At 68.6% G+C, this 17,881-nt stretch carries 16 protein-coding genes and 1 tRNA gene; 15 read left to right on the top strand and 2 right to left on the bottom strand.

Annotation, left to right across the window (positions count from 1 at the left end; translation table 11 throughout):
• The first annotated feature begins 61 nt into the window (after positions 1–61).
• Both ACFUPX_RS39110 and ACFUPX_RS39105 read left to right on the top strand, forming a co-directional pair.
• A complete protein-coding gene (locus ACFUPX_RS39110) occupies positions 62–781 on the top strand; it encodes a hypothetical protein (RefSeq protein WP_383333574.1) in 720 nt (239 codons plus the stop codon).
• A gap of 322 nt (positions 782–1,103) precedes the next feature.
• On the top strand, positions 1,104–1,544 hold the full coding sequence (locus tag ACFUPX_RS39105; protein WP_383333572.1) for a hypothetical protein: 441 nt from the start codon (positions 1,104–1,106) through the stop codon (positions 1,542–1,544).
• A 459-nt stretch (positions 1,545–2,003) separates the two neighbouring features.
• Here the strand turns inward: ACFUPX_RS39105 and ACFUPX_RS39100 are convergent, their stop codons facing one another.
• A complete protein-coding gene (locus ACFUPX_RS39100; protein WP_383333570.1) occupies positions 2,004–2,744 on the bottom strand; it encodes a GntR family transcriptional regulator in 741 nt (246 codons plus the stop codon).
• 204 nt (positions 2,745–2,948) lie between these two features.
• On the opposite strand from ACFUPX_RS39100, the gene ACFUPX_RS39095 reads away from it, so the two are divergent.
• From ACFUPX_RS39095 to ACFUPX_RS39070, 6 genes are all read left to right on the top strand, one after another.
• Positions 2,949–3,296, top strand: a complete 348-nt coding sequence (locus tag ACFUPX_RS39095) for a hypothetical protein (RefSeq protein WP_383333568.1) — start codon at positions 2,949–2,951, stop codon at positions 3,294–3,296.
• The gene (locus ACFUPX_RS39090; protein ID WP_383333566.1) at positions 3,296–4,612 is read left to right on the top strand and encodes an FtsK/SpoIIIE domain-containing protein; all 1,317 of its coding nucleotides are present in this window, start codon (positions 3,296–3,298) and stop codon (positions 4,610–4,612) included. Before ACFUPX_RS39095 ends, ACFUPX_RS39090 begins: the two co-directional genes overlap by 1 nt.
• Positions 4,613–4,624: 12 nt before the next feature.
• Entirely contained in the window at positions 4,625–4,819 is a 195-nt protein-coding gene (locus ACFUPX_RS39085; RefSeq protein WP_383333564.1) for a hypothetical protein, read from the top strand.
• Between the two features lie 387 nt (positions 4,820–5,206).
• Positions 5,207–6,586: a replication initiator gene (locus tag ACFUPX_RS39080; RefSeq protein ID WP_383333562.1), complete on the top strand. Its 1,380-nt coding sequence runs from the start codon at positions 5,207–5,209 to the stop codon at positions 6,584–6,586.
• On the top strand, positions 6,576–6,788 hold the full coding sequence (locus ACFUPX_RS39075) for a helix-turn-helix transcriptional regulator (protein WP_383333560.1): 213 nt from the start codon (positions 6,576–6,578) through the stop codon (positions 6,786–6,788). The genes ACFUPX_RS39080 and ACFUPX_RS39075 overlap by 11 nt, the downstream gene beginning before the upstream one ends.
• 26 nt (positions 6,789–6,814) lie before the next feature.
• On the top strand, positions 6,815–8,173 hold the full coding sequence (locus ACFUPX_RS39070) for a tyrosine-type recombinase/integrase (protein WP_383333603.1): 1,359 nt from the start codon (positions 6,815–6,817) through the stop codon (positions 8,171–8,173).
• Between the two features lie 173 nt (positions 8,174–8,346).
• Here ACFUPX_RS39070 and ACFUPX_RS39065 read toward each other — a convergent pair.
• Positions 8,347–8,418, bottom strand: a tRNA-Arg gene (locus ACFUPX_RS39065).
• Between the two features lie 177 nt (positions 8,419–8,595).
• Between ACFUPX_RS39065 and ACFUPX_RS39060 the strand changes: the two genes are divergently transcribed.
• From ACFUPX_RS39060 to rho, 7 genes are all read left to right on the top strand, one after another.
• Positions 8,596–9,102, top strand: a complete 507-nt coding sequence (locus ACFUPX_RS39060) for a PleD family two-component system response regulator (protein WP_383333558.1) — start codon at positions 8,596–8,598, stop codon at positions 9,100–9,102.
• 87 nt (positions 9,103–9,189) lie between these two features.
• Complete coding sequence (gene nrtL, locus ACFUPX_RS39055) at positions 9,190–10,302, top strand: ArgS-related anticodon-binding protein NrtL (RefSeq protein ID WP_383333556.1); 1,113 nt, start codon at positions 9,190–9,192, stop codon at positions 10,300–10,302.
• Between the two features lie 40 nt (positions 10,303–10,342).
• Positions 10,343–11,734 (top strand): diaminopimelate decarboxylase, encoded by a 1,392-nt coding sequence (lysA, locus tag ACFUPX_RS39050; protein ID WP_383333554.1) that lies wholly within the window; start codon positions 10,343–10,345, stop codon positions 11,732–11,734.
• Positions 11,735–11,872: 138 nt separating this feature from the next.
• Complete coding sequence (locus ACFUPX_RS39045) at positions 11,873–13,165, top strand: homoserine dehydrogenase (RefSeq protein ID WP_383333552.1); 1,293 nt, start codon at positions 11,873–11,875, stop codon at positions 13,163–13,165.
• 6 nt (positions 13,166–13,171) lie between these two features.
• Positions 13,172–14,230: a threonine synthase gene (gene thrC / locus ACFUPX_RS39040; protein ID WP_383333550.1), complete on the top strand. Its 1,059-nt coding sequence runs from the start codon at positions 13,172–13,174 to the stop codon at positions 14,228–14,230.
• A 226-nt stretch (positions 14,231–14,456) separates the two neighbouring features.
• Positions 14,457–15,374 carry a homoserine kinase gene (gene thrB, locus ACFUPX_RS39035; RefSeq protein WP_383333548.1) on the top strand — a complete coding sequence of 306 codons (918 nt, stop codon included), beginning with the start codon at positions 14,457–14,459 and terminating at the stop codon, positions 15,372–15,374.
• Positions 15,375–15,747: 373 nt separating this feature from the next.
• Positions 15,748–17,823, top strand: a complete 2,076-nt coding sequence (gene rho / locus ACFUPX_RS39030; RefSeq protein ID WP_383333546.1) for a transcription termination factor Rho — start codon at positions 15,748–15,750, stop codon at positions 17,821–17,823.
• The last annotated feature ends 58 nt before the right edge of the window (positions 17,824–17,881 follow it).

Here is a 17,881-nt window from a genome sequence, read left to right as displayed (position 1 = left end):
TCTCGAGGACTTCATTAGGGCAAGGGCCGGCGAGGCGCTCGACTGCTTAAGCCGATCAGTCGTGAAATTCGAAGACTTCCCAGACGCGCTGCGAGTAGCGGCAACCTTCGGCGCCATGAAAGCAGCCCAAGATCGAGCGCGTATGGCGCAAAGGTCAGGCGCAGACCCATTTACGATGATCCAAGATGCGGCGAACGAGATTGCGAGCACAAAGGGTGGAGCACTTCAAATAAGCCGCTTCAGCCTGGGGTATGGTGGCTCAAATGTAAGCAGCAATGAGATTGCTGAAATCCTCGGCTGCCTCAATGTAAAGAGTGCCTGGAATCAGGTTACTGAAATTTCCCAGAGGGCGGGCTTTGGTGGCATCCCCCTGAAGGCGGAATATGATTCTGCGGTGCAGCTTAGGCATGCGGCAGCCCACAATCCCACTGCTAATACGCAACCCGCCGACCTGAAGGGGTTCTGCGAAAAAGCCTTGGGTATCGCAATGGGATTCGATCTCCTGATCAGTCGGGCAGCTAGGATGCTCAGGGATGGTGATGCCCAGATCTTGAAGGATAAGGTGGAACTCTCCAAAGGGATCACCCTGAGATTCCTGGACGAAGTGAAGGGCGGATACTCAGAGAGAGTAGAAGGGGCAGTAAGGGCAGTCAAAAAGCACCCTGATCGAGATTCCGCTTGGAAAATTTCTATGCCGCGATCATTTAATGCCGATCAGCCGCTAATTGAGCGTAACAAGAGCGAATTGCCGATCGTGTGGGCGACTCCGGACCTACTCTAATGCTCAGTACAGCCTTATCGGCACGCCCTGATCCCCAACGCCGACGAGCCGTGACTGAGACCTGGCAGCCCAAACCGCCACCCGCACGGGAACTCGACGCCTGGCAGCACCTCGGCTGGCAGTGTTGCTGGTGTGGCGAGACTCTTGGGAAAGGAGCTGGGTCTGCCGACCGCGCAGAAGGGCACGCCGAGGCACACGACTTGTGCATCGAGGTGTACGAGTGCGGCCCGCGGTGTCTGAGCCGCCCGAGGGGATGCGAACCCGAGTAACTGTTGCGAGTCACGGGCCGTACGGATGACTCTGGGTCTAGCATCTTCCAACCATGAACTACCAGCCGATAGCGGCCGCTGTTGTCGCTGTATGTGGTGTCGTCGGTTTGATCATGCAAGCCCGTCGCGCACGGCATGCGATGGACGACGTGAAACGTGATCTTGAAGTGTGGGCGCTCTTACCTGAGGCCAGTGAGCAGCGTCAGCCGTTGCAGAGCAGCATTGAAGAGGCTGTAGCTCGCTATGTTGCGGATCAGCGTGACAAGACACGCGACCTGTCTGGGGTCGTTGTTGCTGTCTTCCTAGCTACAGCCGGAGGTTTTCTGTGGTGGCTATCCGCGAGCAACGGCGGCTACTGGTGGTGGTGCGCGCTCGGCGCAGTCCCCTTCTCGCTGTTTGGTGTCGTCGGGTTTTTCGAATCAATCGTTCTTGCTCGACGTGACTCAAAGGGTTCCAGGATCCGCGCTGTTGAGAACGACGCGGCCGCGGGATAGCCCCTCAGCCCACCACCTACCCCAGCTCCCATCCCGTCCGCCGTCGACCCACACACCGTGGAGCGGGCGTGGTTCATGGCGTCCAGGTGGAGCGCGCCACTGTACGAACGACCTGGACGCCATGGGCCGCGTCTGCTCGGCTCTGCCTGGGGCGATGGTGGACGGGATGGGAGCCCCCTCGCACGCCACGATGGACCCGCAGTCGCGTACGGCGCCCCCTCCATCCCAGAGTCAGAGCGCCCCCGCCGGAGGCATCGTCTTGCCCCTAGGTCGATGCGTCAGGTGATCGCCGATTGGCCCCGGCCCTATCCGCGTGTGGGCGGGCGTAGGCGCAGCCGGGGCGGAGCGGGCCGAAGGCAGGAGCGGCGCCCCGTGCGGAGCCGGGAGCCCGCCCGGCGGAGCGGAGCGCAGCCGGGTGCTTGAAGCAGTAGAGAAAGTCTGAGCCAACTGGGCTGTCTGTTACAGCCTGAAGGACAACTCCAGGTCGTCGCCGGGGAGGTGGAACTCCTCCAGTGCAAGCGGCTTCTCTGCGGCCGTCAGCGTCACGCGGATGATGTGCAGCAGCGGGACGCCTTCCGAGAGGCGCAGGGCCTGGGCCTGGTCCGGGAGTGGCATGCGCGTGCGGATGTACTCCGTGAAGTGGAGTTCGTGTCCCAGCTCGGCGAGCGCTGCGTAAAGCTCCGGGGCCGGCGGGGGTGCTTCCTCTTCGTACTTCGTGTCGACCAGGACAGAGAACGGCACATAGGTGCGGTGGAGTTGGCGGAGGCGGCCGTGGTCGGCGGTCTGCAACGCGTCGTACGTGAACATCGGCTCGCCCGGCGGGATGCGCAACAGGTCGGCGAGCGCGAGTGGGGCATCCGTCCGCGTGGCTACGGGGGGTTCCGCGTTGGCCCATCGGATGCCGTCGGCCTCGATGTAGCCCCCGTCCGCGGTACGGCGTACGCCTCGCGGGCGTGTGTGGCTCGGGCGGCTGTGAGGCGAGCGGGCGAAGGTGCCTCGACCCATGATGACCTCTACGAGACCTGATGCCCTTAGCTCCGTGAGGCCCTGACGGACCGTGGGGCGCGTCACGCCGAACTGCTTGGCCAACGACTCCTCTGAGGGGAGTGGCTGGCCGGCGGGGTAGGTGCCGTTCAGGATGCCTTCGCGCAGGTAGTCGGCGATCTGCCGGTACTTCGGCTGCGTGTTCTGCGGCGACATTCGGCCCCTCCGTGACAGCGGTCATCTGCTCGGTTCTTCCAGCGCTGGAACAACATCTTCCAGCGCTGGAAGAAGCGTCCCCCATCGCAAGACGGTTGACAACCCGTACTACGGGTCGCCACTCTGGACTCGCAACCCGTAGTACGGGTTGTAAAGCAGCCCGAAGGATCGGCCTGAGGGCGCAAGGATGAGGAGTCCAGAGAAGTGGCAAGCCTTCCGATCGACACCGCGAAGTTCACGGGGATCATCTGTGCCGTTCCCCCTGCTCCGCGGATCGCCAACCGAGAGACCGGTCAGCTCCGCGTGGACCGGGACACGGGCAAGACCGTTTTCCAGGTCGGCCTGTGCCTGATGGCGGGCACATCGGCCGACGTCATCACCGTGAATGTGCCTGGCGAACCCAGCGGCGTGCAGCTCGGCATCCCGGTGGCCGTCAGGGACTTGGTCGCCACCCCGTGGGAGAACGAGGGGCGACACGGAATCTCCTTCCGTGCGACGGAGATTCGGCCCCTGAACACCCCGGCTCCGGCCGGAAAGGGGGCCGGGCAGTGATGTTCCTGGCCTCCACCACCTCGGCCGGGACGACCTGGCCGAGCTGGTTACTGGTGGTGGCCGCAGTGCTGGTGTCGGGTCTGCTTCTCGCAGGCCCGGCCCTGCGCCGCCGCTACCCCGTGGCCTGGTGGTTCTTACTCGGGTTTCCGGTCGCGTGCTGCCGCGTCATACGCACGTGGCGACCGTTGATGGCCGGGTGCGGCCTGGCCGTGAGTCGTCGACCTGCTCTGACGGTGGTGTCCGGGCTCGTCGGCAAGGGGGCTCCACCGCCACAGCCGTTGGTGCCCCGATTCGGGCTCGTGCGGCCTACGTCGGGCGGCTTCTGGCTGCTGGTTCGCCTTCTTCCGGGACAGGTGCCGGAGGACTTCGTCAAGGCAGCGCCTGCCATGTCAGAAGCCTGGGAGGTGCACTCGGTCCGGGTGGCTTCGAGCAAGCCGGGAACCGTTCAGATCACAGCCTCGGTCACGGACCCGCTCGCCTACCCCCGCATACCGAAACAGCGCGGGCCCGCCTACCTTCTCAGCGTTGCTGTAGGCGCGTTGGAGACCGGTGCCGCGTGGGTGATCGACCTGCGGCGTGTGCCGCACTGGCTGATCGTCGGCGCAACCCGGTCCGGCAAGTCCACGCTGATCAATGCGCTCGTGGCGGGTCTTGCCCCACAGCCCGTCGCGCTCGTCGGCGTCGACTGCAAGGGCGGCATGGAACTGTCGCTGTACGAGCCGAGGTTGTCGGCGCTCGCGACCAACCGTGAGCAGGCGGTCAGACTCCTCGCCGCGCTGGTTGATCTCACTCTCGACCGCATGACCGTCTGCCGTGCGGCGCGCGTACGGAACATCTGGGGCCTGCCGGAGCAGGCTCGGCCTGTCCCGGTGGTCGTCATCGTCGACGAGATCGCTGAGTTGTTCCTCGTCGCGAGTCGGAACGAGAAGGACGAAGCGCATGCGGCCGGGACCGCACTGATCCGGCTGGCCCAACTCGGAGCGGCACTGGGAGTGTTCCTCGTCGTCGCCGGCCAACGCGTCGGCTCTGATCTCGGTCCGGGCGTCACGGCCCTGCGTGCCCAACTCGGCGGCCGTGTCTGTCACCGCGTCGCCGACCCCGGCACGGCGGAGATGGCCCTCGGCGACCTCAATCCGGACGCGCTCAAGGCAGCGCAAGCCATCACCCCGGAACAAGCCGGTACCGCGGTGCTGGCCTCCGGCGACGGCTGGGAGCGTGCGCGCTCTCACCTGGTCGACGAAGTCGAGGCGGAAGCCATCGCGGCCGAGTTCGCGCACCTGACCCCGCACCTTCCCGAACTTCTGGACGCGAAGTGAAAGGGGACTGCCGTGCTCGTGTCCGTCTCGGCGGTGCTGCTGCTCGGCCTGCTGATCTGGTTCCTGCTGCACATCCGCTACCTGCGCCGGACCGACCTGCTGCTCTGCGGAGCCTTCGGCTTCCTGCTCGCCCGGACGGCTGCCGCGCCCGTCGTGGCGACGGTTCTCGACGGCCTGGGCACCTTCCTCGGACAACTCCGCTTCTGACCCACCAGACCCACCACGTACGGCCCGGACGCAACAAGGCCCGTACGACGGGCTCCCGACGGGGCGCGAAGTCGCCAAACCCGACCCCGTCAGGAACCCACTCCATCCGCCGCGTGAGCAGTGAAAGGAGCACCCTCACATTGTCCACCGCGCATCGTCCGCGCAAATCGCCTCTGCCCGATGCGAGCTGAGGGACAAGGAACAGCCGACCTGCGTCGGGCGGGAACAAGTCGTCCTCGTCGGACTCGACGGTTTCGAACGCTGGCTCTGCCCGGCACACGCAGCTGCGGTCTGGCTCACCGATCCGACACTTCGCTTCAGCGCGAAGACTCGACCGCAAGGAATCTCCGCTGTCATGTGGCAGGCATTCGGCGGCGGTGGTCGTCGATGACCACGCCTCCTGCAACCCTGCCGCAAGCTGTCTCCGCGCTGATCGACAGGGCCGCGGAACCAGAGTTCGCGGCGTGGCGGCGCCAGATTCTCCGCCTCGGCGGCTGCACGAACCCGATTCACCTCGTCGGCACTGCGACGGTCGTCGACGCCTCGACCGGGGAGGCACTGCTCTCGTACGGCTCGTACGGCTCGGATGTCTACGGCGGTCGCCTCCTCACCGCATGCGGCAACCGCCGGGCAACCGTCTGCCCGACCTGTGCACGCGTGTATCAGGCGGACACGTACCAGCTGATCCGTGCCGGACTCATCGGCGGCAAGAACGTGGGGGAGGAGGTCGGCGAGCACCCTCGGGTGTTCGCCACCCTCACCGCTCCCGGTTTCGGGCCTGTTCACACCCGCCGTGAGCGCGCCGGCCAGGTACGCGCCTGCCGACCCCGTAAGAGAGGGGACGTCTGCCCGCACGGCACGACGACCGGTTGCCACGCGCGGCACGCGGACGACGATCCGCGGCTCGGCGAGCCGCTCTGCCCCCGCTGCTACGACTACGCCGGAGCCGTCCTCTGGCAAGCACACTCCGGCCGACTCTGGCATCGCTTCGCTCTGGGGCTTCGCCGTGAGATCGCCACGAGCGCAGGGCTCTCCCGTGGCGAGATCGCCGAGGTGCTTCGTCTGTCGTACGCCAAAGTCGCCGAGTATCAGCGACGTGGACTGATCCACTTCCATGCTGTCATCCGCCTCGACGGCCCGGAGGGCCCGAGCTCGACGCCTCCTGGCTGGGCAACGACTGCGTTGCTCTCGGACGCTGTCGGCCGGGCGGCCGAGGGGGCGAGTCTCGCTGCTCCCGGTCGGGACGTCATCGGCGCGCGTGTGCTGTGCTTCGGCGAACAGATCGACGTACGTCCTATCTCCGCTTTCGGGGCGGGGGAGCGGCTGACCTCTGCGGCCGTGGCCGGTTACATCGCCAAGTACGCGACGAAGGGAGCCGAGGCCGCCGGGGCGGTGGACGGCCGCATTCACGGGGCTCGGGACCTGGTCCTACTGCCCGTACGTGGCCACGTGCTCCGCATGATCAGTACGTGTTGGTGGCTCGGCGGCCTGCCCGACTTCGAGCCGCTCGGCTTACGGCGCTGGGCGCACATGCTCGGCTACGGGGGTCACTTCTCCAGCAAGTCGCGCCGATACTCCACGACCCTGACCGCACTCCGTCAGGCTCGCGCAGAACATCGGGCGGAGGAGCAGCGAACCGGTCTCGGCATCGGCCCGCGACCGACCGTCACGGTTGGCCAGTGGCGCTACGCAGGGCGCGGCTACTCGCCGGAGGCGGCGCTCCTGGCTGCCTCCGTGCGGGAGGGCGGTGCTTCTCATGGCGCGTGACACCCGTGCGCGAACGGCGGAACTGCTCACCGTGCGGCAGGTGCTCGACGAACTGGGTGGGATCTCTCGCCGCACTTTCTACCGCTGGCGAGAGCTCCGCATCGCGCCGGCCTGCATACGGCTACCGAACGGTGAGCTGCGAGTGCGTCGTGACGTGCTCAACGACTGGTTGGCGGAGCGTGCGGAAGGGGCGGCATCGTGAAGTCGTAAAAGGTCGTCGTCTGGAAGCTGAGCATCAACCGCTCCGCGAAGAAGCCGACCTACCTCGTTCGCTGGTCCGTGGACGGCGAGCCGTTCCACGAGTCGCACAAGACGAAGGCACTCGCGGACCGCTTCCGGGCCAAGCTCCTCCGAGCCGCCGACAAGGGCGAACCATTCGACACGGTCACCGGCATCCCCGACTCGCTTCGCGGCGAGAAATCGGCGCTGTCGTTCCTCGACCTGGCGCGGAAGTACATGGAAGCACGTTGGGCGGAGGTATCCGCGAAACAACGGGACAGCATGACCGATGCCCTGACGACGGTCATCCCCCTCCTCGTCAAGCCGGGGAGAGGTCGGCCCGCTCCCGAGGTGCTGCGGCGGGCGCTGCGCTCGTATGTCCTGCCGGTCAACCGCCGGGAGCGGGAGCGGCCGGAGGAGATCGTGGCGGCCGTGCAGTGGATCGAGAAGGCCTCGCTCCCCGTGGGGGAGTTGCAGGAGAACACCCGAGTGCATGAGCTGATCGACGGGCTGAGCCGGAAGTTGGACGACGAGCCCGCGGCGACCCAGACGTACCGTCGGCGCAGGGCCGTGGTCTTCAACGCCCTTGCGTACGCGGTGGAGTTGGAGAACCTACCGTCCAACCCGCTGAGTCGGGTGCGCCGTAAGCGTGGCAAGCGTCCGGTGCAAGAGGTTGATCGTCGGGTGGTGGTCAATCCTCGCCAGGCTCGGGAGTTGCTCACTGCGCTCACCTATGTAGGCGGCTACGAGCGTGCGAGCGGCCGGCGGCTGAAGGCGTTCTTCGGGTGTCTGTACTACGCGGCCATGCGGCCGGGCGAGGCGCTGGGGCTCCGCCGCTCGGACTGCGTGCTTCCGGTGTCCGGCTGGGGGCGTATCGAGCTGACGGAGACTCGTCCATCGGCCGGGAAGGCGTGGACGGACTCCGGGGAGGCACACGATCGGCGCGGCCTGAAGCAGAGGGCTGACGGCGAAGTGCGCATCGTGCCGGTACCGCCTCCGCTGGTGAGGCTGCTCCGTGAGCATCTGAAGGAGTTCGGTACGGCCGCAGACGGTCGGCTGTTCTCCAGCGAGCGGGGCAACGTGATCGCGGCCTCGTCGTACTCCCGCGTCTGGAAACAGGCTCGGGAACTGGCACTCGTCCCGCACCAGGTGTCCTCGGTGCTGGCTCTGCGTCCGTACGACCTCCGACACGCGGGCGTCTCCCAATGGCTCAACTCCGGTGTACCCGCTCCGGAGGTAGCGGCCCGTGCCGGTCACTCGGTGGACGTCCTGCTGAAGATCTACGCCAAGTGCGTGGACGGCCAGGAGCAGGAGATGAACGAACGCATCCTGAAGGGGCTGGGGGAGGAGAGTGACAGCGAAGACTGACTGACGTCGCCAACCGGCCGTTGACCTGGCGGAAGGCCCGCCAAGATCATTACGTCGGCATTACGTGATCACTGGCAAATGGCTGCCCTCGGCGGCGTCCGCCTGCACAAACGCCAAGACCCCGTCCTCAGCGAAACCGCTGATGGCGGGGTCTTCAGACACCTACTGAAAGGTGCCCCCGGCAGGATTCGAACCTGCGCACCCGGCTCCGGAGGCCGATGCTCTATCCCCTGAGCTACGGGGGCGTGTCGGCGCTGTGTGTGCGGCGACGTGTAGAACCCTACCAGCTCCTAACGGCTCTCCATGAACAGGTATTTCCGCACCTCCGTGGCCGTGGCGCCGCCGCATCCGCACCCCGCGTCCCAGAGGTCACGTCGGGTCCGTTGCACGCTCCGTCGCTTGCTCCCCCGCACGGGGCGGAAGTGGGGAAAACCCGGACGCGGTGGCGGCGGCGGACCTACTCTCGAGTTGTGTCAGGCGTGTCCGGCCGCGTGCTTGTTGTGGACGACAACAAGGTCATCCGGCAACTGATCAGGGTCAACCTCGAGCTGGAGGGCTTCGAGGTCGTGACCGCGGCTGATGGTGCCGAGTGCCTGGACGTGGTGAACCAGGTCAGACCTGATGTCGTCACCCTCGACGTCGTGATGCCCCGCCTCGACGGACTGCGGACGGCCGCCCGCCTCCGCTCCGATCCGCGGACCCGTGACCTGCCCATCGTCATCGTCAGTGCCTGTACGCAGTACGAGGTGGAGAGCGGGCTGGAGGTCGGGGTCGACGCGTTCCTCGCCAAGCCCTTCGAGCCCACCGAACTGCTCGGGCTCGTACGGCAGTTGATGGAGCACGGCGGCGACAGGGGCGGACGCGGCGCCCTCGGCAACGAGTGCGGTGCCGCCGGCGAGGCCTCCCGCGCCGGCCGCCACGGCGGCTGACCCCCGCGAGACGGCCCCCGTCCACATCCCGGACCATCGGGGAAACCGGGTCGCGCCCCCACCCCCCTCCTCCCATACGCTTGACCCGTGACCCCCGTCGAGCTCTCCCGCACCGTGCTGCGCGCCATGCGCCGTGCCGTCGACGACGGGGAGCTCAGCGGCCTGGACGACCTCGCTGACGTGGGCACGGCCGGGAAGGTCCTCGTCGAGCGGCCCCGGCCCGGCGGCTGCGGGGACTACGCCACGAACGTCGCCCTCCAGGTCGCCCGCGCCGCAGGGCGCTCGCCGCTCCAGGTGGCCGAAGTGCTGTCCCCGCGCCTCGCCCGGGAGCCCGGCATCGCGGCCATCGACATCACCGGGCCCGGTTTCCTCAACATCACCCTCGACCAGGGCGGCGACGAGAGCGGCAAGAGTGACGAGAGTGACGAGAGCGGCAGGGGTGGCAGCGCCTGGGGCGGTCTCGTACGGGACGTACTCACCCGCGGCGTCTCCTACGGGCACGTCGAGGCCACCGGCGAAGCCCGACAGCTCCGCTTCCCCCGCGAAGTCCGCGCCGCCGTCCTCGCCGACTCGCTGCGCCGGATCCTCGTATCCCAGGGCGTTCTCGTACGCCTCACCTGCGACGAAGCGCCCGACCCCGGCTGGAACGCGCTCGACGTCCACCTCGACGTCCAGGAAAAGGCGACCGCGCGGACGGACACCCTGCGCCCCGTCCCCGCCCCGCAGGACCCCACCCCGCTCGGCCCCGACGCCGCCCGCTGGGCCCTCCTGCACCCCGCCCCGCACGACCGGCCCCGCATCGGCGACGAGCACCTCGTCCAGCGAGCGGCCAATCCCCTCTTCCGCGTGCGGTACGCCCACGCGCGCACCCGCGCCCTGACCCGCAACGCCGCCGCCCTGGGCTTCGCCGCCGAGCCCGGGGACATAGCGGGGCCACAGGAGCGGGACCTCCTCGACGCCCTCGACGCCCACCCCCGCGTCCTGGTCGCCGCCGCCCGCCATCACGCCCCCGACCGCCTCGCCCGGCATCTCGTCGTCACGGCCGATGCCTTCCTCGCCCTCCAGCCCGCCGTTCTGCCGCTTGGTGACGAGAAACCCTTGGCCGCCCACCGCGCCCGGCTCGAGCTCGCCGAAGCCGCCGGGACGGTGCTCGCCGGTGGCCTGTCCCTGCTCGGCATCAGCGCCCCCGAGTACTTGTGACACGTGAAGACGTGAACGAAGTGAGAGAGACGACCGCGACATGAGCCGTTCCGCACACCCCGCCGGGCCCCGCCACGCCGACGTACTGACCGAAGGGCACTACACCGCTCCGGCCGCCGATCTGAACTCCCTCGACCCGAAGGTCTGGTCCCAGACGGTCGGGCGCACCGCGGACGGTGTCGTCACCGTCGGCGGGATCGAGGTGACCCGGCTCGCCGAGGAGTTCGGCACCCCCGCCTACTTCCTCGACGAGGCCGACTTCCGCGCCCGCTGCCACGCCTGGCGCGGCGCCTTCGGCTCGGACGCCGACGTCTTCTACGCGGGCAAGGCCTTCCTCTCGCGTGCCGTCGTGCGGTGGCTGCACGAGGAGGGGCTCAACCTCGACGTGTGCAGCGGCGGCGAACTCACCACCGCTCTCGCCGCCGGCATGCCCGCCGACCGCATCGCCTTCCACGGCAACAACAAGACCGAGGACGAGATCGAGCGGGCCGTCACCGCCGGTGTCGGACGCATCGTGCTCGACTCCTTCCAGGAGATCGTGCGCGTCGCCCACATCGCCGACCGGCTCGGTGTCCGTCAGCGCGTGCAGATCCGCGTGACCGTCGGCGTCGAGGCGCACACCCACGAGTTCATCGCCACCGCCCACGAGGACCAGAAGTTCGGCATCGCCCTCGCCGGGGGACAGGCCGCCGAGGCTGTGCGCAGGGCTCTTCAGCTCGACGGTCTCGAGCTCATCGGCGTGCACAGCCACATCGGCTCGCAGATCTTCGACATGGCCGGGTTCGAGGTCTCCGCCCGCCGTGTGGTCCAGCTGCTCGCCGAGATCCGTGACGAGCACGGCGTCGAGCTGCCCGAGATCGACCTCGGTGGCGGGCTCGGCATCGCCTACACCAGCGAGGACGACCCCCGCGAGCCGCACGAGATCGCCAAGGCGCTCGGCGAGATCGTCACGCGCGAGTGCGAGGCCGCCAACCTCCGCACCCCGCGCATCTCCGTCGAGCCGGGACGCGCCATCGTCGGGCCCACCGCCTTCACCCTCTACGAGGTCGGCACCGTCAAGCCGCTCGAAGGACTGCGTACGTACGTCTCCGTCGACGGCGGCATGTCCGACAACATCCGTACGGCTCTCTACGACGCCGAGTACAGCGTCGCGCTCGTCTCGCGCGTGTCCGACGCCGAGCCCATGCTCGTCCGTGTCGTCGGCAAGCACTGCGAGAGCGGGGACATCGTGGTGAAGGACGCGTTCCTTCCGGCGGACCTCGCTCCCGGCGACCTGATCGCCGTGCCCGCGACCGGCGCGTACTGCCGTTCCATGGCGAGCAACTACAACCACGCCCTGCGTCCGCCGGTCGTCGCCGTGCGGGACGGAGAGGCGCGGGTCGTCGTCCGGCGCGAGACGGAGGAAGATCTCCTGCGTCTCGATGTCGGCTGAGGAAAAATCGGCCGCGAGGCACCGGCCGGCAAAGTATCGGCCAGTGAAATAGGTGTCTCACGATTCGGACAGTGGATAGAAACCGCGATCCGGTGGGTGAGACTGGTCCCACCGTAGATGTAGGAGAAGTGAGGTCGGATGATGCGTACGCGTCCGCTGAAGGTGGCGCTGCTGGGCTGTGGGGTTGTCGGCTCAGAGGTGGCGCGCATCATGACGACGCATGCCGACGACCTCACGGCCCGGATCGGTGCCCCGGTGGAGCTCGCCGGGGTCGCCGTCCGCCGTCCGTCGAAGGTGCGGGACGGAATCGATCCCTCACTGGTCACCACGGACGCCACCGCGCTGGTCAAACGCGGTGACATCGACGTGGTCGTGGAGGTCATCGGGGGCATCGAGCCCGCCAGGACCCTCATCACCACCGCCTTCGAGCACGGCGCGTCCGTCGTCTCCGCGAACAAGGCGCTCATCGCGCAGGACGGCGCCGCGCTGCACGCCGCCGCCGAGGAGCACGGCCGGGACCTCTATTACGAGGCCGCCGTCGCCGGCGCCATTCCGCTGATCCGGCCGCTGCGCGAGTCCCTCGTCGGCGACAAGGTCAACCGGGTTCTCGGCATCGTCAACGGCACCACGAACTTCATCCTCGACGCGATGGACACGACGGGGGCCGGCTACCAGGAAGCCCTCGACGAGGCCACCGCTCTGGGGTATGCCGAGGCCGACCCGACCGCCGACGTCGAAGGCTTCGACGCCGCGGCCAAGGCCGCGATCCTCGCCGGTATCGCCTTCCACACGCGCGTGCGTCTCGACGACGTGTACCGCGAGGGCATGACCGAGGTGACCGGCGCCGACTTCGCGTCAGCGAAGCGCATGGGCTGCACCATCAAGCTGCTCGCCATCTGCGAGCGGGCCGCCGACGGTGGCTCCGTCACCGCGCGCGTGCACCCCGCGATGATTCCGCTCAGCCATCCGCTGGCCTCCGTGCGCGAGGCGTACAACGCCGTGTTCGTCGAGGCCGAGGCCGCCGGTCAGCTCATGTTCTACGGTCCCGGCGCGGGCGGCGCCCCCACCGCGTCGGCCGTTCTCGGCGACCTCGTGGCCGTCTGCCGGAACAAGCTCGCCGAGGCCACCGGGCCCGGCGAATCCGCGTACACCCAGCTGCCCGTGAGCTCCATGGGCGCGGTCGTCACGCGCTACCACATCAGCCTCGACGTAGCCGACAAGCCGGGTGTACTCGCCCAGGTCGCGACGGTCTTCGCCGAGCACGGCGTATCGATCGATACGGTCCGTCAGACGGGCAAGGACGGCGAGGCCTCCCTCGTCGTCGTCACCCACCGCGCGCCCGACGCCGCCCTCACCGGCACCGTCGAGGCGCTGCGGAATCTCGACACCGTGCGTGGTGTCGCCAGCATCATGCGGGTTGAAGGGGAGTAGTCAGCAATGACCCACCAATGGCGCGGAATCATCGAGGAGTACCGGGACCGTCTTCCCGTCTCCGCCACGACGCCGGTCGTGACGCTCCGCGAGGGCGGCACGCCGCTCGTGCCCGCGCAGGTGCTCTCCGAGCGCACGGGCTGCGAGGTCCATCTCAAGGTCGAGGGCGCCAACCCGACCGGGTCCTTCAAGGACCGCGGGATGACGATGGCGATCACGAAGGCCAAGGAGGAGGGCGCCAAGGCCGTCATCTGCGCCTCCACCGGCAACACGTCGGCCTCCGCCGCCGCCTACGCCGTACGCGCGGGAATGGTCTGCGCGGTGCTCGTGCCGCAGGGCAAGATCGCGCTCGGCAAGATGGGTCAGGCGCTCGTCTACGGCTCGAAGATCCTCCAAGTCGACGGCAACTTCGACGACTGCCTGAACCTCGCCCGCGCCCTCTCCGAGAACTACCCGGTGGCGCTGGTCAACTCGGTCAACCCGTTCCGCATCGAGGGCCAGAAGACCGCCTCGTTCGAGATCGTCGACGCGCTCGGCGACGCCCCGGACATCCACGTCCTGCCGGTGGGCAACGCGGGCAACATCACGGCCTACTGGAAGGGCTACAAGGAGTACGCCGCCGACTCGGTCTCGTCGCGCACTCCTCGTATGTGGGGCTTCCAGGCTTCCGGTTCCGCGCCCATCGTGCGCGGCGAGATCGTCAAGGACCCCTCGACGATCGCCACCGCGATTCGCATCGGCAACCCCGCGTCCTGGCAGTACGCCCTCGACGCGCGCGACGAGTCGGACGGCTTCATCGACGAGGTGACGGACCGTGAGATCCTGCGCGCCTACAAGCTGTTGGCGTCCCAGGAGGGTGTCTTCGTCGAGCCGGCGTCGGCCGCTTCCGTCGCCGGTCTGCTGAAGGCCGCCGAGCAGGGCAAGGTCGACAAGGGGCAGAAGATCGTCTGCACCGTCACCGGAAACGGCCTGAAGGACCCGGACTGGGCCGTCGCCGGCGCGCCGCAGCCGGTCACCGTCCCGGTCGACTCGGCCGCGGCGGCCGAGCGTCTCGGTCTCGCGTAGCCGGACGAGAATCCGCAACTCCGCATATGGGGGTGCACAGGGGGCTTACGACACGCATCGTGCGCCTCCTGTGCGCCCTATGTCGCCACAGAACCTTCCTTCGATAGGCTGTACCGAACCCGCCCCGCCGCATATGCCGCGGTGCTGCCGCAGAGCGGCCTTCGGGTAGTGCCTCATCACGTGGCAAGTCCTCAAAAGATCGCAGCTCAAGGAGAGTCATCGAGCGATGGCCGGTCCCGCGTTCCGCGCCGCCGCCGTCCGGGTGCGCGTCCCCGCCACCAGCGCCAACCTCGGCCCGGGCTTCGACGCCCTCGGCCTGTCGCTGGGTCTGTACGACGACGTCGTCGTGCGGGTGGCCGACACCGGACTGAACATCGACATCGCAGGTGAGGGCGGCGAAACGCTCCCGCGCGACGAGTCGCATCTGTTGGTACGTTCCCTGCGCACCGCCTTCGACCTGCTCGGCGGACAGCCGCGCGGGCTCGAAATCGTCTGCGCCAACCGCATTCCGCACGGCCGGGGCCTCGGCTCGTCGTCCGCCGCCATCTGCGCGGGCATCGTCGCCGCGCGCGCCGTCACGATAGGCGGGGACGCCCGTCTCGACGACAACGCCCTGCTGGAGCTCGCCACCGAGATCGAGGGCCACCCGGACAACGTCGCCGCCTGTCTGCTCGGCGGTTTCACGCTCTCCTGGATGGACGGGGGAGCGGCGCGGGCGATCAGGATGGAGCCCGCGGATTCCATCGTTCCGGTGGTCTTCGTACCCGGAAAGCCCGTGCTCACCGAGACCGCGCGCGGACTGCTCCCGCGCACCGTCCCGCACGTCGACGCCGCCGCCAACGCGGGCCGGGCCGCCCTGCTCGTCGAGGCCCTGACCAGGCGCCCCGAGCTGCTGCTCCCCGCCACCGAGGACCGGCTCCACCAGGAGTACCGCGCGCCCGCCATGCCCGAGAGCGCCGCCCTGGTGGAACGCCTGCGCGCGGACGGTGTCCCGGCGATGATCTCCGGCGCGGGACCCACGGTCCTCGCGCTGGTCGATGAGAGTGCGGCGGACAAGGTCGCACGCCTCGCGGGCGAGGGCTGGGCGGCCAACCGCCTGGCGCTCGACGCGACCGGTGCGAGCGTGCTGCCGCTCGCGCCTTGACACCTGTACGGCCGGATTGGAGAGGGGGAATGTTTGTTGGATCCGGTAGTGTTAATCTCAAGTCTGCACCCGACCCCACCATGGCGAGGTGCTTTGTGTCCCCGTCCGGGACATCCATCCTTCCGGGAGCCTCCCAACCTGCTCTGTGCCTCGCACTGAGCGGCGCCGAGCACGCTCCGGAACCGGCGTGACCGAGCCGAGTGACACCGCACCTCAGTGGCACCTCACCGGGACTCGCCATCACCAGTGAATTCTTCCGCCGCGCGTTGGCGGACCACCGCCCCGGCACGGTCCACACACCAGAGGACCTCCGGACAGCACAACCGGTCGCCGAGCCAGACAGGCCGACGTCCGCTCCAGGGAAGGACCCTTCGTGAGCGACACCACCGATCTGATGGGCGTGACTGCCGACACGCCCGCCACGGACGCCTCTGCGGCGCCTGCCACCGGTGCTTCGGCCGGGTCCCGGCGGCGCCGCGGCACCGGCCTTGATGGCATGGTGCTGGCGGAACTGCAGCAGGTCGCATCCGGCCTCGGTATCAAGGGCACCGCGCGGATGCGCAAGAGCCAGCTGATCGAGGTCATCAAGGAGGCGCAGGCCGGGGGCAACGCCCCCGCGAAGAGTGCCGCGCCCTCCGCGTCCACGGACGCCGAGACCAAGCCCAAGCGACGCGCGACCTCGAAGGCCCGGACGGGCGAGGACACCGCGGACAAGACCGCCAAGGCGAGCAAGGCCGACAAGGCCGAGCAGCCCGCGAGCGCCAAGGCCGAAGAGGCCACCGCCCAGCAGCAGATCGACATCCCGGGCCAGCCCGCGGGTGCCGACAAGGGCGAGCGCCGCCGTCGCCGTGCCACCGCCGACGCGGGAAGCCCCGAGACGGTCACCGCCGAGGCCAAGGGCGAGTCGAAGAACGACGCCAAGGACGCCAAGAACGAGGCCAGGACGGACGCGTCGTCCGAGGCCAAGGGCGACGGCTCGGGCGACAACTCCGCCGACGGCCGCCGTGACCGTCAGGGCCGCGACCGCCAGGGCCGTGGCCGCGACCGCGACCGCCGTGGCAACAAGGGCGACGACCAGCAGCAGGGGGGCAACCGCCAGCAGGGCGGCGGCCGTCAGGACCGCCAGGACCGTGGCGACCGGCAGGACCGTCAGCAGCGGGACAACGGGCCGCGGGACAACGGACCGCAGGACGACTTCGACGACGAGGGTGGCCGCCGCGGTCGCCGTGGCCGCTACCGCGACCGCCGTGGCCGTCGTGGCCGCGACGAGTTCGGCGGCGCCAGCGAGCCGCAGGTCGCCGACGACGACGTACTGATCCCCGTCGCGGGCATCCTGGACATCCTCGACAACTACGCGTTCATTCGTACGTCGGGCTACCTCCCGGGCCCGAACGACGTGTACGTGTCGCTCGCCCAGGTCCGCAAGAACGGTCTGCGCAAGGGTGACCACGTCACCGGCGCCGTCCGCCAGCCCAAGGACGGCGAGCGCCGCGAGAAGTTCAACGCGCTCGTCCGCCTCGACTCGGCGAACGGCATGGCGGCCGAATCCGGGCGCGGGCGCCCGGAGTTCAACAAGCTGACGCCCCTTTACCCGCAGGACCGGCTCCGCCTTGAGACCGACCCGGGCGTGCTCACGACCCGGATCATCGACCTCGTCGCGCCGATCGGCAAGGGCCAGCGAGGCCTGATCGTGGCCCCGCCGAAGACCGGTAAGACCATGATCCTGCAGGCGGTCGCGAACGCGATCACCGTCAACAGCCCCGAGTGCCACCTGATGGTCGTCCTGGTCGACGAGCGTCCGGAAGAGGTCACCGACATGCAGCGGTCGGTGAAGGGCGAGGTCATCTCCTCGACCTTCGACCGTCCGGCCGAGGACCACACCACGGTCGCCGAGCTGGCCATCGAGCGCGCCAAGCGTCTCGTCGAGCTGGGTCACGACGTGGTCGTGCTCCTCGACTCGATCACCCGCCTGGGCCGTGCGTACAACCTGGCGGCCCCGGCCTCCGGCCGCATCCTGTCCGGTGGTGTCGACTCGACCGCGCTCTACCCGCCGAAGCGCTTCTTCGGTGCGGCGCGCAACATCGAGGACGGCGGCTCGCTGACCATCCTCGCCACCGCGCTCGTCGACACCGGTTCGCGCATGGACGAGGTGATCTTCGAGGAGTTCAAGGGCACCGGCAACATGGAGCTCAAGCTCGACCGGAAGCTCTCGGACAAGCGCATCTTCCCGGCGGTGGACGTCGACGCGTCCTCCACCCGTAAGGAAGAGATCCTCCTGAACGCGGAGGAGCTCGCGATCGTCTGGAAGCTGCGCCGGGTGCTGCACGCGCTCGACTCGCAGCAGGCCATCGAGTTGCTTCTCGACAAGATGAAGCAGACGAAGTCGAACGCCGAGTTCCTCATGCAGATCGCGAAGACGACCCCGACGCCGGGCAACGGCAACGACTAGTCGCCGCTCAGGCATCGCGCGACTCGCGCACAAAGGGCCGCCCCCGTCATCCGACGGG

This window comes from Streptomyces sp. NPDC057302, from assembly GCF_042667685.1.
Taxonomy (GTDB): Bacteria; Actinomycetota; Actinomycetes; order Streptomycetales; family Streptomycetaceae; genus Streptomyces.
Note: the sequence above shows the minus strand (reverse complement) of the source record. Positions and strands in the feature narration are given on the sequence as shown.

Coding starts and splice junctions, on each gene's coding strand:
- ACFUPX_RS39105 (WP_383333572.1), top strand. CDS start 1,104: ATGAACTACCAGCCGATAGCGGCCGCTGTTGTCGCTGTATGTGGTGTC.
- ACFUPX_RS39100 (WP_383333570.1), bottom strand. CDS start 2,744: ATGTCGCCGCAGAACACGCAGCCGAAGTACCGGCAGATCGCCGACTAC.
- ACFUPX_RS39090 (WP_383333566.1), top strand. CDS start 3,296: ATGTTCCTGGCCTCCACCACCTCGGCCGGGACGACCTGGCCGAGCTGG.
- ACFUPX_RS39080 (WP_383333562.1), top strand. CDS start 5,207: ATGACCACGCCTCCTGCAACCCTGCCGCAAGCTGTCTCCGCGCTGATC.
- ACFUPX_RS39075 (WP_383333560.1), top strand. CDS start 6,576: ATGGCGCGTGACACCCGTGCGCGAACGGCGGAACTGCTCACCGTGCGG.
- lysA (WP_383333554.1), top strand. CDS start 10,343: ATGAGCCGTTCCGCACACCCCGCCGGGCCCCGCCACGCCGACGTACTG.
- ACFUPX_RS39045 (WP_383333552.1), top strand. CDS start 11,873: ATGATGCGTACGCGTCCGCTGAAGGTGGCGCTGCTGGGCTGTGGGGTT.
- thrC (WP_383333550.1), top strand. CDS start 13,172: ATGACCCACCAATGGCGCGGAATCATCGAGGAGTACCGGGACCGTCTT.
- thrB (WP_383333548.1), top strand. CDS start 14,457: ATGGCCGGTCCCGCGTTCCGCGCCGCCGCCGTCCGGGTGCGCGTCCCC.